This is a genomic window from Faecalibacterium sp. Marseille-Q4896, from assembly GCF_017377615.1.
GTDB classification, from domain to species: domain Bacteria; phylum Bacillota; class Clostridia; order Oscillospirales; family Ruminococcaceae; genus Faecalibacterium; species Faecalibacterium taiwanense.
This window is the reverse complement of the sequence record NZ_JAFREG010000001.1, coordinates 397,457-411,222: the sequence shown is the minus strand read 5'-3', so window position 1 is coordinate 411,222 and position 13,766 is coordinate 397,457. Positions and strand designations below refer to the sequence as shown.

The 13,766-nt window shown below is 57.7% G+C and carries 13 protein-coding genes; 12 read left to right on the top strand and 1 reads right to left on the bottom strand.

Annotated elements, in window-relative coordinates; genetic code table 11:
• Positions 1 to 120 precede the first annotated feature (120 nt).
• Positions 121 to 654 (bottom strand): hypothetical protein, encoded by a 534-nt coding sequence (locus J3348_RS02195; RefSeq protein ID WP_005937189.1) that lies wholly within the window; start codon positions 652 to 654, stop codon positions 121 to 123.
• Between the two features lie 137 nt (positions 655 to 791).
• On the opposite strand from J3348_RS02195, the gene J3348_RS02190 reads away from it, so the two are divergent.
• The 12 genes from J3348_RS02190 (at position 792) to potA (ending at position 13,766) form a co-directional block, all read left to right on the top strand.
• The gene (locus tag J3348_RS02190; RefSeq protein WP_242702831.1) at positions 792 to 2,315 is read left to right on the top strand and encodes a histidine kinase; all 1,524 of its coding nucleotides are present in this window, start codon (positions 792 to 794) and stop codon (positions 2,313 to 2,315) included.
• A complete protein-coding gene (locus tag J3348_RS02185; RefSeq protein ID WP_005937194.1) occupies positions 2,312 to 3,121 on the top strand; it encodes a response regulator in 810 nt (269 codons plus the stop codon). The genes J3348_RS02190 and J3348_RS02185 overlap by 4 nt, the downstream gene beginning before the upstream one ends.
• Positions 3,118 to 4,128, top strand: a complete 1,011-nt coding sequence (locus J3348_RS02180) for a TRAP transporter substrate-binding protein (RefSeq protein WP_347563409.1) — start codon at positions 3,118 to 3,120, stop codon at positions 4,126 to 4,128. The genes J3348_RS02185 and J3348_RS02180 overlap by 4 nt, the downstream gene beginning before the upstream one ends.
• 347 nt (positions 4,129 to 4,475) lie before the next feature.
• The gene (locus J3348_RS02175) at positions 4,476 to 5,567 is read left to right on the top strand and encodes a TRAP transporter substrate-binding protein (protein ID WP_154255440.1); all 1,092 of its coding nucleotides are present in this window, start codon (positions 4,476 to 4,478) and stop codon (positions 5,565 to 5,567) included.
• 99 nt (positions 5,568 to 5,666) lie between these two features.
• Positions 5,667 to 6,188: a TRAP transporter small permease gene (locus tag J3348_RS02170; RefSeq protein WP_005937205.1), complete on the top strand. Its 522-nt coding sequence runs from the start codon at positions 5,667 to 5,669 to the stop codon at positions 6,186 to 6,188.
• Between the two features lies 1 nt (position 6,189).
• Positions 6,190 to 7,530 (top strand): TRAP transporter large permease, encoded by a 1,341-nt coding sequence (locus tag J3348_RS02165; protein ID WP_207698210.1) that lies wholly within the window; start codon positions 6,190 to 6,192, stop codon positions 7,528 to 7,530.
• Positions 7,531 to 7,763: 233 nt separating this feature from the next.
• Positions 7,764 to 7,964 carry a 50S ribosomal protein L31 gene (gene rpmE / locus J3348_RS02160; RefSeq protein WP_005926533.1) on the top strand — a complete coding sequence of 67 codons (201 nt, stop codon included), beginning with the start codon at positions 7,764 to 7,766 and terminating at the stop codon, positions 7,962 to 7,964.
• A 190-nt stretch (positions 7,965 to 8,154) separates the two neighbouring features.
• Positions 8,155 to 9,129 carry an ABC transporter ATP-binding protein gene (locus J3348_RS02155; protein WP_207698209.1) on the top strand — a complete coding sequence of 325 codons (975 nt, stop codon included), beginning with the start codon at positions 8,155 to 8,157 and terminating at the stop codon, positions 9,127 to 9,129.
• On the top strand, positions 9,126 to 9,998 hold the full coding sequence (locus J3348_RS02150; protein WP_207698208.1) for an ABC transporter permease: 873 nt from the start codon (positions 9,126 to 9,128) through the stop codon (positions 9,996 to 9,998). Before J3348_RS02155 ends, J3348_RS02150 begins: the two co-directional genes overlap by 4 nt.
• Before the next feature lie 15 nt (positions 9,999 to 10,013).
• Entirely contained in the window at positions 10,014 to 11,444 is a 1,431-nt protein-coding gene (locus tag J3348_RS02145; RefSeq protein ID WP_207698207.1) for a Gldg family protein, read from the top strand.
• 12 nt (positions 11,445 to 11,456) lie between these two features.
• On the top strand, positions 11,457 to 12,440 hold the full coding sequence (locus J3348_RS02140; protein WP_207698206.1) for a DUF4340 domain-containing protein: 984 nt from the start codon (positions 11,457 to 11,459) through the stop codon (positions 12,438 to 12,440).
• A gap of 279 nt (positions 12,441 to 12,719) precedes the next feature.
• Positions 12,720 to 13,766 (top strand): spermidine/putrescine ABC transporter ATP-binding protein, encoded by a 1,047-nt coding sequence (gene potA, locus J3348_RS02135; RefSeq protein WP_097774916.1) that lies wholly within the window; start codon positions 12,720 to 12,722, stop codon positions 13,764 to 13,766.

Here is a 13,766-nt window from a genome sequence, read left to right as displayed (position 1 = left end):
TTAAGATATCTTCGCACCCGCGCTGCGCGTTGCTTTGCCGCAGCGTGGGTCTTTATAAAAGAAAAGAACTGCTGAACGAAATGTCAGCAGTTCTTTTTTGCGTGTGCATATTTTTTGGGTTTAACCTTTTCTGCAGTCGTGCAGCTTTTCTTTGGGCAGGATGCCGGCCAAAAACTTCCACACCACTTCCATGCGGTCGTTCAGTAAGTAAGCTTTCTCTTTTTCTACGTAGAGGTACACCGCATTGTCCGTGCGGTAGGCGCAGTAAAAGCTGTCCCATGCGTGGCGGCTGGTGGGTTCGGGCTTGTCTTGCTGGCCGTACATCCACACAGCAATGCCGGTGTCGGCCAGCTCCACACGGTAGAAGGCCCGCGGCAGGTGCATCTGTTTGATCTGCCGGGAAACGCTGCGGAAGAACGAGTAAAAGTAGCTCACCGGCAGGCCGATGCCCACAATGGCAAGCACAGCAGCCAGCAGCCCGGCACCCGGGCGCTTGCCCAGCTGCGAAAGGCAGACGGCGGCAAAAGCCAGCATGATGGCGGCAAAAACAGCGGGACGCAGCCATGCTTTGCGGTGATGGAATGCATCGAACACGGCAAAATCGCGGAAGCCCTGCTCACCCATGGTGGTGGAAACGGAGATGGTCTGGGACATAAAGTCGCCTCCTTTGTATTTACAGGCATCGTACCACAATTGCGCGGTTTAGGCAAGAGAAAAACATGCAAACCTTGCCAATCCGGCCCAAAGCGTGGTACAATAAATCGTTACCAAACGAAAGGAGGCGGCAGGCTTTGCAGCACCGCAAGCGGCAGATCACCCTCAAGCAGCGCATGGGCTTGTGTCTGGCAGCATTTTTTGCGGCCTTTGCCATGCAGCTCACGCTCAATGGCTACCAGTCCAGAGCAGTGCAGGCAGTACAGGACGCGCAGATGGGCTGCTTCAACGCCATCAGCCGCTTTCAGGGCGGTGTGGAAAGCTCTATTTCCGTGCTGGAGAACTACCGCTGGGAGAACAGCGAGCCGGAGGAGATCATTGACCGGCTGCAGTCGGCATCTTCCACCTGCAATGCATGGCTCTGGCGCATCGGTACCAGTCTGGACAGTCTGGAAAGCGTCAGCGATGAGCAGCGGGTGCTCTACAGCGCAGTGGATACGGTCTATCAGACCTACACCGGCCTGCTGGATGAGCTGGAAAACGACCTGCTCAGCGGCAACGATGCCGCAGCTTCCCAGCTGTATTATGCAAAGGTGGTGCCCTGCGGCGATTACCTGAGCCAGTACACCCTGCAATTGCTGGAAACCGCCATTCAGGATTCCCAGACTACCTACACCACCATCTCGGCCCTGAACGAGCGCATCACCATGCTGCAGACGGTGGTGGTGGCGCTGTGCGTGGCGCTGGGCTGCGTTACCGGTTTGATGGTCATGCGTCTGCTCACGCCGGTGCAGCAGATGATCGCAGCCTCCCGCGCCATTGGCAAAAGTGAGTTCGACACCCCGGACATCCCGCTGCCCAAGCAGCCGGAGATCGCTCAGCTGGCCGAGTCCTTCAATATCATGAAGCACTCCATGGCCCAGCAGGTGACCACCCTGCAGGAGAAAAACGAGATCGAGCGGGAGCTGCACCGCCAGAAGACCGAAGCACTGGAGCTGCAGAACCGCATGGAGCGCAGCCGGCTACAGCAGCTGCGCAGCCAGATCGACCCGCACTTTCTGTTCAACACCCTGAATGTGATCCAGCAGACCGCCGGCACCGAGACGGCCTACCGTACGCAGGCGCTCATCATGGCGCTTTCGCACCTGCTGCGCTACAGCCTGATGAGCAACGATGAACAGGTGCCGCTCTCCCGTGAGGTGCGCATCGTGGATGAATATTACTCCATCTACCATGTCCGCTTTGGTGAGCGGGTGCGTATGGAGTGGCGCATTTCCGATTCGCTGGATCTTACCGAGACCATGGTGCCGTCCTTTATTTTACAGCCCATTGTGGAAAATGCCTTCAAGCACGGCATCTGCCCCAAAGAGGAGGGCGGTGTGGTGCGCATCCGCGTGAACCCTCTGCGGGAGAAGGGACTGCTGTGCATCCGCGTGGTGGATAACGGCGTGGGCATCCAGCTGGATCAATTACGACAGCTGCGCGGGGCGCTCAGCCAGCCCGGTGAGCGCTGGGAGCATATCGGCATTTATAATGTTGCGGCCCGCCTGCGTCTGCTGGATCGGAACAGCCGCTTTGTGATACGGTCCCATCCGGGACGCGGTACGGCGGTGGTGCTGTATCTGCCATTGGTGGAGAATGAGGAGGAGTTTGAGGAATGATTCGTCTGTTGATCGCGGATGATGAAGCACTGGAACGGGAAACGCTGGCGGACATCGTGGCCCGCCGCTTTGAGCACGAAGTGACCATCGAGACTGCCGAGAACGGCCGCAAGGCAGCGGATACGGCGGTGCTGTGGGGCGCAGACCTGATCCTGATGGACATTGAGATGCCCGGTATGAACGGTCTGGATGCAGCCCGCGCCGTGCTGGAACAGCGCCCGGAGTGCAAGGTGATCTTTGTTACGGCCTACAGTCTGTTCCAGTACGCCCACGAGGCCATGCATCTGGGTGCCTGCGATTATCTGCTCAAGCCGGTGAACCCGGACGAAGTGGAAGCTTCCATCCGCAAGGCCATCCGTCAGATCGAGGCGGGCCGCCGCCTTGCAGAGCTGGCTCCGGTGGAACCGGAGCCGGAAGCTGACCCGGAGAGCGATGCCGCCGAAGCAGGGGAGAACGACCGCAATGCACTGGTCATGGCCCATGTGCGCAAGTATATGGAGGATAACTATATGTTCGACCTCTCGCTGGACAGTGTGAGCGAGATCCTGCATATCAGCCCGGCGTATCTCTCAGCACAGTTCAAGAAGTATCAGAAGATGAACTTTCTGGACTGCCTGACCGAGCTGCGTATCAACGCTGCCAAGGAGCTGCTCACCGACCCGTTCCGTTCGGCAGCAGAGGTAGCTTCCATGGTGGGCTACGAGGATTCCAGCTATTTTGCCCGCACCTTTAAAAAACGCACCGGCATGACCCCCACCCAGTACCGCAGGGAAGCGGCCAAGGCTGCACGGGAGGCCCGACTGTGACCCGCCGCCAGATGCTGACCGCCCTGTTTGGCGCAGCCGTGCTGGCACTGCCGGTGGCGGGCTGCGGCCATCAGCCGGTGCAGGACGAGCAGGGGGCGGAACTGATCCTGCGCTATGCGGAGAACCAGCCGGAGGATTATCCTACTACGCAGGCGGCGCTGGCCTTTGCGGATCTTGTGGCCCAGCGCACCGATGGCCGCGTGAAAGTGCTGGTGTACAGCGGGGGAGAACTGGGCGCGGAGCAGAGCGTGATCCAGCAGATGCAGTTTGGCGGCATTGACTTCTCCCGCGTGTCCCTCAGCCAGCTGGCAGAGTACGAGCCGGCGCTGAGCGTATTGCAGCTGCCGTATCTTTACACCGATGCCGACCAGATGTGGCGCGTGCTGGATGGGACCATCGGCGACGAGTTCCTCTCCACGCTGGAGTCGCTGGAGCTGACGGGACTGTCATGGTTCGATGCCGGTGTGCGCAGCATCTACACCCGGCAGAAGGTGACAGGCCTTGCAGATCTGCAGGGCCTGACCATCCGCGTGCAGGAATCGGACATGATGAGCGAAATGATCACCGACCTCGGCGCAAAGCCGGTAAAGGTAGTGTACAGCAAGGTGTATGCCGCCCTGCACAACGGTGAGATCGATGGCGCAGAGAACAACTGGCCCAGCTACGAAGCCATGGGTCACTACGAGGTGGCACCTTACTTTTTAAAGGATGAGCATACCCGCGTGCCGGAGGTGCAGCTTGCAAGCCCTGCTGTGATGGAAAAGCTGGCCGCACTGGACGAGCGCTACCCGGAGATCATCCGCCTGTGTGCCCGGGAGAGCGCCAAGGTGGAGCGCAGGCTCTGGGCGCAGCAGGAGGCGGAATCGGAAAGTGATCTGCGTGCAGCAGGCATTGAGGTGACAGAGCTGGACGAAGAAGAAAAGGCAAGGTTCCGTGCTGCTGTGCAGCCGATGTATGATCGGTTTGCCCAGCAGGGCGAATTGATCGCCCGCATCCGGCAGGCATAAGCCCCACAGCAAAGCCCGGAAAAGATGGGCAAAGAAATCAGGAAAACAGAAAAAAGAACCGGCAAAGCGCTGTGTGCTCTGAACCCCAAAGGGAAGGGCATCCAGCGCTTTGCTTCTATCTGGAATACAGAAATGTATCCATCTGTTAGGCGAAGGTGCACAAACAAAAAGTAAAACACTTGGCATTTTTCACAAAAGAAATTCTGACATTCTTTCAAAAAGCAGGACATTTTTTGAAAGCCCTTGTTTCGTTTAAAAAAATTTGCTAAAGTGTGTACAGTAAATGAACGGTATGCGGGTCCTGTGCAGACCGGGCCGTTCGGGAGATTTAAGGAGGACGATTTATTATGAAAAAGATCACTCGTCGCAGCTTTCTGGCAGCAGCCGGTGTTTCCGCCGCTGCTCTGGCTCTGACCGCATGTGGTGGCTCCAGCAATTCTGCTGCTGCTTCCACCTCTACCGCAGCTTCTTCCACCGCAGCTTCTGCTGCTGGTGATGCTACTGCTGCTGCAAACGATCCCAAGGTGACTCTGGTCTACGCCGAGGTCAACCCGCTGGATACCATCGTTGGCCAGACCGCTACCCACTTCAAGGAGAAGGTCGAGGAGCTGACCGGCGGCTCCGTCGTCATCGATGTGCAGGCTTCCGGCGTTCTGGGTTCTGAGAACGACGTTCTGGACGCAATCCTGGGCGGTTCTACCTCCATCGATATGAGCCGTATCTCCGCTTTCGCACTGACCAGCTATGGCTGCAACAAGTCCAAGCTGCTGTCCATCCCCTTCACCTTCGAGAACCGCGCACACTTCTGGAACTTCGCCAACAGCGATCTGGCACCTGAGTTCCTGAACGAGCCTCAGGAGCTGGGTCTGCCCGTTCGTGGTGTCTTCTACGGCGAAGAGGGCTTCCGTCACTTCTTCACGGTCAACCCTGTTTCCGGCATCGATGATTTCAAGGGCCTGAAGCTGCGCGTGTCCAACGACCCCGTTATGAACGGCATGGTCGAGAGTCTGGGCGCTAACCCCACCGTCGTTTCCTTCGGTGAGCTGTACAGCGCACTGCAGACCGGCGTTGTGGATGGTGCTGAGCAGCCCATCGCAAACTACAAGTCCAATGCATTCCCCGAGGTTGCCAACAACCTGATCCTGGACGGCCACACTCTGGGCGCTGTTCAGGCTGTTATCACCGATAACGCATGGGGCAAGCTGACCGAGAACCAGCAGGCTGCCATCATGGAGGCCGGTGCTGATACGCAGGCCTTCAACGCAGAGCTGTCCGAGACCGCTGAGAACAAGGTTCTGGATGAGCTGAAGAGCTCCGGCTGCAATGTCGTGGATGTTCCCGATAAGGCACCTTGGCAGGAAGCTTGCCAGAAGGTCATCAGCGAGAACACCTCCGATCAGGCTGAGCTGTATCAGCAGCTGCTGGACATGAAGGCATAATTGAAAAAGCCTTTCCTGTTCTGAGATAGTATATAGCCCGGCGGGGGACTACGGGATACGCCCGCAGACCTGCCGGGCTTTTTATATGGAGGAATTCATATGCCGAAAATCTTTACCACTTTGGATAAGATCAAGCCGGTGTACGACATCACCTACAAAGTGGTCCTGTTTATCTGCAAGCTGCTGCTGATCGCAGATATCCTCATCACTACCATGTCGGTCATCGGTCGTTACGTCTCGTTCATCCCGGACCCGGCATGGTCGGAAGAGGTTGTGCTGACCTGTATGAGCTACATGGCCGTGCTGAGTGCTGCTCTGGCCATCCGCCGCGGTGCCCATATCCGCATGACTGCGTTTGACGTGTATCTGCCCAAAATCGCCGTCAAGGTGCTGGATATTCTGGCCGATCTTGCCGTGTGCATTCTGGGTGTCATCATGATGGTGGTCGGCTGGAACTATGCCACCACTCTGGGCGGCCGCGGCTTCTACGTGTCCATGCCCTGGCTGAGCCGCTTCTGGATGTACTTCCCGGTGCCGCTGGCCGGTGTTGCCATGATCATCTTCGAGATCGAGGCACTGTACAACCACATCAAGAGCATTTTTGTAAAGGAGGAAGTGTAATATGACAGTTCAGACACTGGCAATCATTGTCCTTCTTGTCAGCTTCTTTGTAATGATCTTCCTGCGTTTCCCCATTGCATACGCCGTTGGTCTTTCCAGCGTGCTGTGCATGATGGTGCAGGGTCAGGCACTGACCGATGTCTGCCGTCTGATGGTCAAGGGCATCTCTTCCTTCAGCCTGATGGCCGTGCCGTTCTTCATCACCATGGGCGTACTCATGGGCTCCGGCGGCATTTCTGAAAAGCTGATCGCTCTGGCTGATGCCTGCGTGGGCTGGATGCGCGGCGGCATGGCAATGGTCAACATCGTTGCTTCCTACTTCTTCGGCGGTATTTCCGGTTCTGCATCTGCAGATACCGCTTCCATCGGCTCCATCATGATCCCCATGATGGTCGATCAGGGCTACGATGCCGACTTCTCCACTGCTGTTACCATCACCTCCTCCTGCGAGGGTCTGCTGGTTCCTCCGAGCCACAACATGGTCATTTATGCCACCACTGCCGGCGGCATCTCGGTCGGCAGCCTGTTCCTGGCAGGTTATCTGCCCGGTGCTCTGCTGGCCATCGTCCTGATGATCGGTTCCTACATCATCTCGGTCAAGGAGAATTACCCCAAGGGCTCTCCGTTCAGCATCAAGGGCTTCGTTAAGCAGCTGGGCACTTCCATCTGGGCACTGGCCGCTGTTATTATCGTTGTGTTCGGCGTTGTTGGCGGTGTGTTCACCGCTACCGAGTCTGCAGCTATTGCAGTTATCTACTCTCTGTTCGTGTCGGTGTTCGTCTACAAGGGTCTGGACTGGAAGGGTGTCTGGCATGCACTGGATGAGTGCGTGAACACTCTGTCCATCGTGCTGATCCTGATCGCCACCTCTGCAGTCTTCGGCAACTGCCTGACCATGCTGCATGTGCCGGATCTGGCTGCAAATGCCATCACCAGCGTCACCGATAACCCCTACATCATCGCTCTGCTGATCGACCTGATCATCTTGGTTCTGGGCTGCATCATGGATATGGCTCCCATCATCCTGATCGCTACTCCCATCCTGCTGCCCATCGCAACCTCCATCGGCATCGATCCCATCCAGTTCGGTATCATCGTGGTTCTGAACTGCGGCATCGGCCTGCTGACTCCTCCTGTCGGCGCTGTGCTGTTCATCGGCTCTGCCGTTGCAAAGCGCCCGATGGAAAAGGTCGTCAAGGCGACCCTGCCGTTCTACCTGTGCATGTTCGTTGCACTGCTGCTGCTGACCTTCGTGCCCGACATCAGCCTGGCGATCCCCAAGCTGCTGGGCGGCTACGTCAGCCCCATCACCAACCCGCTGGGTCCTGTGTTCATCCACTGATGGCCTGACGGCATAAGGTAAAACCGTTAAAGTCCTCTGCATGAAAGTGCAGGGGACTTTTTGTATGCTAAAAACTTTATTTTCCCTCTTGCATTCTGTCGGAATCGTGCTATAATAGTAAGGCAATCGTTTCCAAGGCCGCTCGACGGGGTAGCCGATATTGAAGGTTGTGATGGGCACATACATTTATAATATGGCCCCAATAAGTCAGAACCAGAAATGAGGTGAAAAGAATGAAACAGGGTATCCATCCGAACTACGTTGACTGCACCATCACCTGCGCATGCGGCAACGTCATCAAGACTCGTTCCACCAAGCCTGAGATCCACGTCGAAGTTTGCTCCAAGTGCCATCCTTTCTACACTGGCAAGCAGAAGCTGGTTGACACCGGCGGACGTGTTGAGCGCTTCAACAAGCGTTTCGGCCGTAAGTAATTATGGTTTTCTGAGCACCGTTTCCTTTGGGAGACGGTGCTTTTTTTGCTGCCTTTTTGGCATATGAAAGGGCGGCCTTAATCATTCTTAAGAATTCTTTTTGCATCCCGCCACAGGATTGTCTTAATTTTTACACATTTTCAGTCTAAAATATACCAGCATTGAACTAGATGAAAAAGGAGCGTTTGCTGTGATCGAAGTATCGCATCTGAGCAAAAAGTATGGCACGCACCCTGCCATTGAAGATTTGTCCTTTACGGTGGGCGACGGCCAGATCTTCGGCCTGCTCGGCCCCAACGGCGCGGGCAAGTCCACGATCATGAATATCCTCACCGGCTACCTTGCCCCCACCTCCGGTGAAGTGAAGGTGGCGGGCTTCAGCCTGCCGGAGCAGGCCCGGCAGGCCAAGGCCTGTGTGGGCTATCTGCCCGAGCAGCCGCCGCTCTACCCGGAAATGACGGTGCAGGAATATCTGGATTTTGCTGCAGAGCTGAAAGGCATCAAAAAGAAGGCCGACCGCAAAGAACAGGTGCGCAAAGCTGCCCGCCGCACCGGGCTGGAAGAGGTGCTGCCCCGGCTCATCCGCAGTCTGTCCAAGGGCTACCGCCAGCGCGTGGGCATTGCGCAGGCGCTGCTGGGCGCGCCGCAGCTCATCATTCTGGACGAGCCTACCGTAGGCCTTGACCCTGCACAGGTCATCGAGATCCGCAGACTCATTCAGGAACTGGGCAAGACCCATACGGTCATTTTGTCCAGCCACATCCTCAGCGAGGTGCAGGCGGTGTGCAGTCAGGTACTGATCCTGTCCAAGGGGCATTTGGTGGCGGTGGGTGCGCCGGAACAGCTGGCCGAAAAGCTGAACCCCGGCAGCCGTCTGCGCGCTACCGCTCTGGGCGGGGGGAAGACCGTGCTGAAAACAGTCGGCTCCATTCCGGGCATCCGCAAGGTGGAGATCGAATCCGAGGCCGACGGACAGGTGACCTTTACCGCAGAAAGTGCCGATGCTTCTGACCGCCGCGCCGAGGTGTCCCGCGCCCTTTCGCAGGCCGGATGCACGGTGCTGGCGCTGGCAGCGGAAAACAGGACGCTGGAGGAAGTGTTCCTTGCACTGACCGAAAACGAGTCTGAAACACCATCGGATGAAGGGGAGGAGAAAACGGAATGACCGCCATTTTAAAACGCGAAATCCGCAGCAGCTTTCATGGCATGATCGGCTACGTGCTCACCGCCTTTATGCTGGCGGCAACGGCCATCTATTTTGTTGCCCTGAATCTGGGCTACGGCCTGACGGATTTTGGCTATTACACGCTTTACCGCACCACGTTTGTGCTGCTTTTGTATATCCCGGTGCTCACCATGCGCTCCTTTGCAGAGGAACGCCGCACCCGCACCGATCAGCTGCTGCTTACCAGCCCGGTGTCTGTGTGGGAGATCGTGCTGGGCAAATTCTTTGCCCTGTGCGTCATCTTTGCACTGCCGTGCCTTGCCGATGCGGTCATGATCCTTGTACTGGCCGCACTGGGTGCCACCGGCACGGCCACGCTGGCAAACTTGGCCGCTCTGCTGTGCTATTATCTCATGGGCTGCGCCGCCATTGCCATTGGCGTGTTTCTTTCCAGCCTGACCGAGAATCAGATCATTGCTGCGGTGGCAGGTGTTGCCGCACTGCTGCTGGCCTACATGATGCCCAGCCTGCGCAGCATGTTCACCGCAGGCAGCGCAGTGGCGCTGGCCCTGTTCACCGCCATTGCGGCAGTGCTCAGTGTGGTGGCAGGCCTGCGTACCCGCAGCTTTACGCTGGGCTGCCTGACCTTTGCGGGCTGCTGTGTGGTGCTGACGGCACTGTTCCTGCTGCAGAGCAGCTGGCTGACCGAAGCGTTCAGCGCGGTGCTCAGCGGGCTGTGCCTGTTCACGCCGTTTGAAGAGTTTGTCAACAACAGCTTTTCCATCCCGACGCTGGTGTACTACCTGACCGTGACCATGCTGTTTTTGTTCTTCACGGCGCAGGGGCTGGAAAAGCGCCGCTGGAACTGAGGGGAGGGGAACAACATGAAAAATTTCAAAGTTTCTTCCTCCGCAAACGGCAAGGTGTTCCGCAATGGACTGTACTCCACGGCCATTCTGGCAGCAGCCATCGTGTTGGCCGTGCTGATCAACCTGCTGGTGGGGGCCATCCCGAAAAAATACACCGAGTTCGACCTCTCTGCCGCCAAAATGTACACGCTGGGCGACAGCTCCAGGCAGCTGATGCAGAGCCTGGATCAGGACGTGACCGTTTATTATCTCTGTGAGACCGGCAGCGAGGATGCTATTATCACCAAGCTGCTGGATCACTACGCCGACGAGAGCGGTCACTTCCACTGGGAGCAGAAGGACCCGGCGCTTTACCCGACCTTTGCAGCGCAGTACGGCGCAGAGAATGCATCCACCGGCAGTCTGATCGTGGTCAGCGGTGAGAACAGCGAAGTGCTGAACGCCGCCGAACTTTACGAGTACGATTACTCCGATTACTACACCACCGGCGCTGCCAACGTGACCTTTGGCGGCGAAAAGCAGATCAGCTCTGCCATCTACAAGCTGACTGCCGCAGCAGAAAGTCATGCCTACTACACCACCAACCACGGCGAGCAGGCGCTTACCTCCTCGCTGACCGAGGCGCTCAAGGCGCAGAATATCAATGCCCAGCCGCTGGATCTGCTCACCGGCACCATCCCGGAGGACTGTGATCTGCTCATCATCAGCGACCCCGCTTCGGATTTTGCAGCTGACGGCCTTGTGAATGAGATCGCGCAGCTGCAGGCCTATCTGGAAAACGGCGGCAAGGTGCTGCTGACCACCAGCGGCTATACCGAAACGCCCAATCTGGATGCAGTGATGGCACAGTTCGGCCTTGCGCGTGAGCCGGGCCTTGTGGTGGAGGGCGATGCGGGCCACGCGCTGTACGGCTACCCGTACTCGCTGTTCCCGGACTACGCGACCGCCGACGAAAGCACCGCGCTGGACGGCGTGAATCAGAGCACCCATGTGATGCTCTCGGTGGCACAGGGCGTCACCATCACCGAGACAGACGATGTGACGGCGGAACCGCTGCTGTATACCACCGAGGATGCCTACAGCAAGCAGGACTTTGATGCCAGCTCTTCTTCCGCAAAGGAAGCCGGCGATACCGACGGCCCGTTCTCGCTGGCCGTATGGGCGCGCAATGATTCCACCGGTGCCGAGGTGATCTGGATCGGCTGCCCCAACATGGACAACGAGCAGGTGTACCAGTCCATCCCGGGCAACCTGACCTTCCTGCAGGGCTGTGCCGCTTCGCTGGTAGGGCAGAGCCTGCTCATCGACACCAAAGCACTGGAAGCTGCACCCATCACGGTCCCGGCTTCCGCATCCATGACGCTGGGCATGGTGTTCGTATTCGTGCTGCCCGCAGCAGTGCTCATTGCAGGTGCTGTGGAGGTGCTGCTGCGCCGCCGCAGGTAAGGGGGCACTGCCATGAAAACAAAACAGCGCACCCTTGCGGTGCTTCTGGTGCTGGTACTTGTGCTGGGCGGGCTGCTGTGGTTTGTCAGCCGCAGCAATGCCGCAGAAGAGGCTGCTTCCAGCGCCGCCGCAGAGGGCAGCATCCTGCTTTCTTCTTTTGCGGCGGGCGATGTGACCAGCATCCGGTATGCCTATGGCGGCGAAACGCTTACCCTAAATTACGATTCCGGCAACTGGACGCTGGCGGATGACCCGGACTATCATCTGGATGTATCTGCCTGCAATACCATGGTCACGGCGCTGGCATCCCTGAACGCCAAACGTCAGCTCACGGCTCAGCCCGGCGAGGACTACGGCCTTGCCGATCCGGCTGTTACGGTCACGGTGACGGCGGCAGGCGAGACGAACACCTTTGCCTTTGGCACCGAGAACCCGGTCACAGGAGATCTGTATGTGCAGAAGGCAGGGGACGATGCCGTGTACACCGTTTCTGGCAACAAGGCGGCCTGCTTTGAGCTGACCAAAGCGGACCTTTTTGGCGCGTTCAACCCGGCGGGACTGACGGCCTCCGCGCTGGAAAGTGTTTCCATTACGACGGGCAGCGGCACCCTTGCACTGAATGCAGTCTCTGAGCCTGCGGAAGCGGAGAGCGATTCCTCGGAAAGTGCGGCCGATTCCACCACCTATCAGACCGTGTGGCGGCTGGCCGATGAACCCTCTGCCGATCTGGACGACAGCAAGGTGCAGAGCATCCTCTCTGCTCTGGCAGGCTATGTGACCGCACAAATCGCGGATGCCGACCCTTCGGCCTATGGCTTTGATGCACCGCTTGCAACGGTGCGGGCTGCCTCTGCCGATGGGACTGTGACCCTCCACTACGCCGAAAAAGCAGACGGCTGCTGGATGATGGTGGAGGGGGACAGTTCCGTCTATGCGGTTGACCTTGACACTGTGCAGGCCCTTCTGATAACGGCCGCTGCCTTAAAAGCTGAATAAAAACCTTTGTGCGCCGTATGCGGAAAGCCCGCTGCGGCGCATGTTTTTTTATTGCGGCGTGTAAAGCTTCGGCAAACATTGGCAGAGTGATTGACATTTCAGCAAAGATTGATTAAGATAGACGAGACAGGGCAGAATAACTGCGCAATATAAGAGCCTGCTTTTGCAGGTTCTCCGGTCGTCATGGATGTTGTGCGGGGCTGGGTCGCCCTGGTACGAGGGATGGGGCATGGCCCTGTCTTTTTTCGTATCTGAGTTACAAGGAGGATAAAGTAAAAAATGGACAACTCGGTGATCGTTTCACTGCGGGATATCGTAGTGGAATTTGACGGTCAGCGCATTCTGGATGGGCTGAACCTCGACATCCATGACAAAGAGTTCGTAACGCTGCTGGGCCCTTCCGGCTGCGGCAAAACCACCACCCTGCGTCTGATCGCAGGTTTTCTGGAACCCAATTCCGGCAAAGTGCTGCTGAAAGGTGAGGACATTACCGGCGTGCCGCCCTATAAGCGCCCGGTGAACACCGTTTTTCAGAAATACGCACTGTTCCCGCACCTGAACGTGTTCGAGAACGTGGCCTTCGGTCTGCGGCTCAAAAAGATGGACGAAGAGACCATCCGCCGCAAGGTGCGCAACATGCTGGAAGTTGTTGGCCTGAAAGGCTTCGAGCGCCGCAGCATCAGCCAGATGTCCGGCGGCCAGCAGCAGCGCGTGGCCATCGCACGCAGTCTGGTGAACGAGCCGGAGATCCTTCTGCTGGACGAACCCCTTGGCGCACTGGACCTCAAGCTGCGCAAGGAGATGCAGCTGGAGCTGAAGCGCCTGCAGCGCGAAATGAACATTACCTTTATTTATGTTACCCACGATCAGGAGGAAGCCCTGACCATGTCCGATACCGTCGTGGTCATGAACGGCGGCAAGGTGCAGCAGATCGGAACGCCGGAGGATATTTACAATGAGCCGAAGAATGCCTTTGTTGCAGACTTCATTGGCGATTCCAACATCGTGGACGGCGTGATGCACCGGGATTTTCTGGTGTCCTTCTCCGGTGTGGACTTTCCCTGTGTGGACCGCGGCTTTGCCCGCGAGCAGAGCGTGCAGGTAGTGGTGCGCCCCGAGGATATCGAGGTGGTCTCTCCTGTGGAAGGCCAGCTTGTCGGCGTTGTGAACGATGTCATCTTCAAGGGTGTCCACTTTGAGATGCATGTGGAGTGCGAGGGCCGCGAATGGCTGATCCATTCCACCCGCGCCTGCACCCCCGGTGAGACCATTGGTATGCGCATCGGCCCCAACGAGATCCACATTATGGCGCGTTCAGAGGGGTGA

Coding starts and splice junctions, on each gene's coding strand:
- J3348_RS02195 (WP_005937189.1), bottom strand. CDS start 654: ATGTCCCAGACCATCTCCGTTTCCACCACCATGGGTGAGCAGGGCTTC.
- J3348_RS02185 (WP_005937194.1), top strand. CDS start 2,312: ATGATTCGTCTGTTGATCGCGGATGATGAAGCACTGGAACGGGAAACG.
- J3348_RS02175 (WP_154255440.1), top strand. CDS start 4,476: ATGAAAAAGATCACTCGTCGCAGCTTTCTGGCAGCAGCCGGTGTTTCC.
- J3348_RS02170 (WP_005937205.1), top strand. CDS start 5,667: ATGCCGAAAATCTTTACCACTTTGGATAAGATCAAGCCGGTGTACGAC.
- J3348_RS02165 (WP_207698210.1), top strand. CDS start 6,190: ATGACAGTTCAGACACTGGCAATCATTGTCCTTCTTGTCAGCTTCTTT.
- rpmE (WP_005926533.1), top strand. CDS start 7,764: ATGAAACAGGGTATCCATCCGAACTACGTTGACTGCACCATCACCTGC.
- J3348_RS02150 (WP_207698208.1), top strand. CDS start 9,126: ATGACCGCCATTTTAAAACGCGAAATCCGCAGCAGCTTTCATGGCATG.
- J3348_RS02145 (WP_207698207.1), top strand. CDS start 10,014: ATGAAAAATTTCAAAGTTTCTTCCTCCGCAAACGGCAAGGTGTTCCGC.
- J3348_RS02140 (WP_207698206.1), top strand. CDS start 11,457: ATGAAAACAAAACAGCGCACCCTTGCGGTGCTTCTGGTGCTGGTACTT.
- potA (WP_097774916.1), top strand. CDS start 12,720: ATGGACAACTCGGTGATCGTTTCACTGCGGGATATCGTAGTGGAATTT.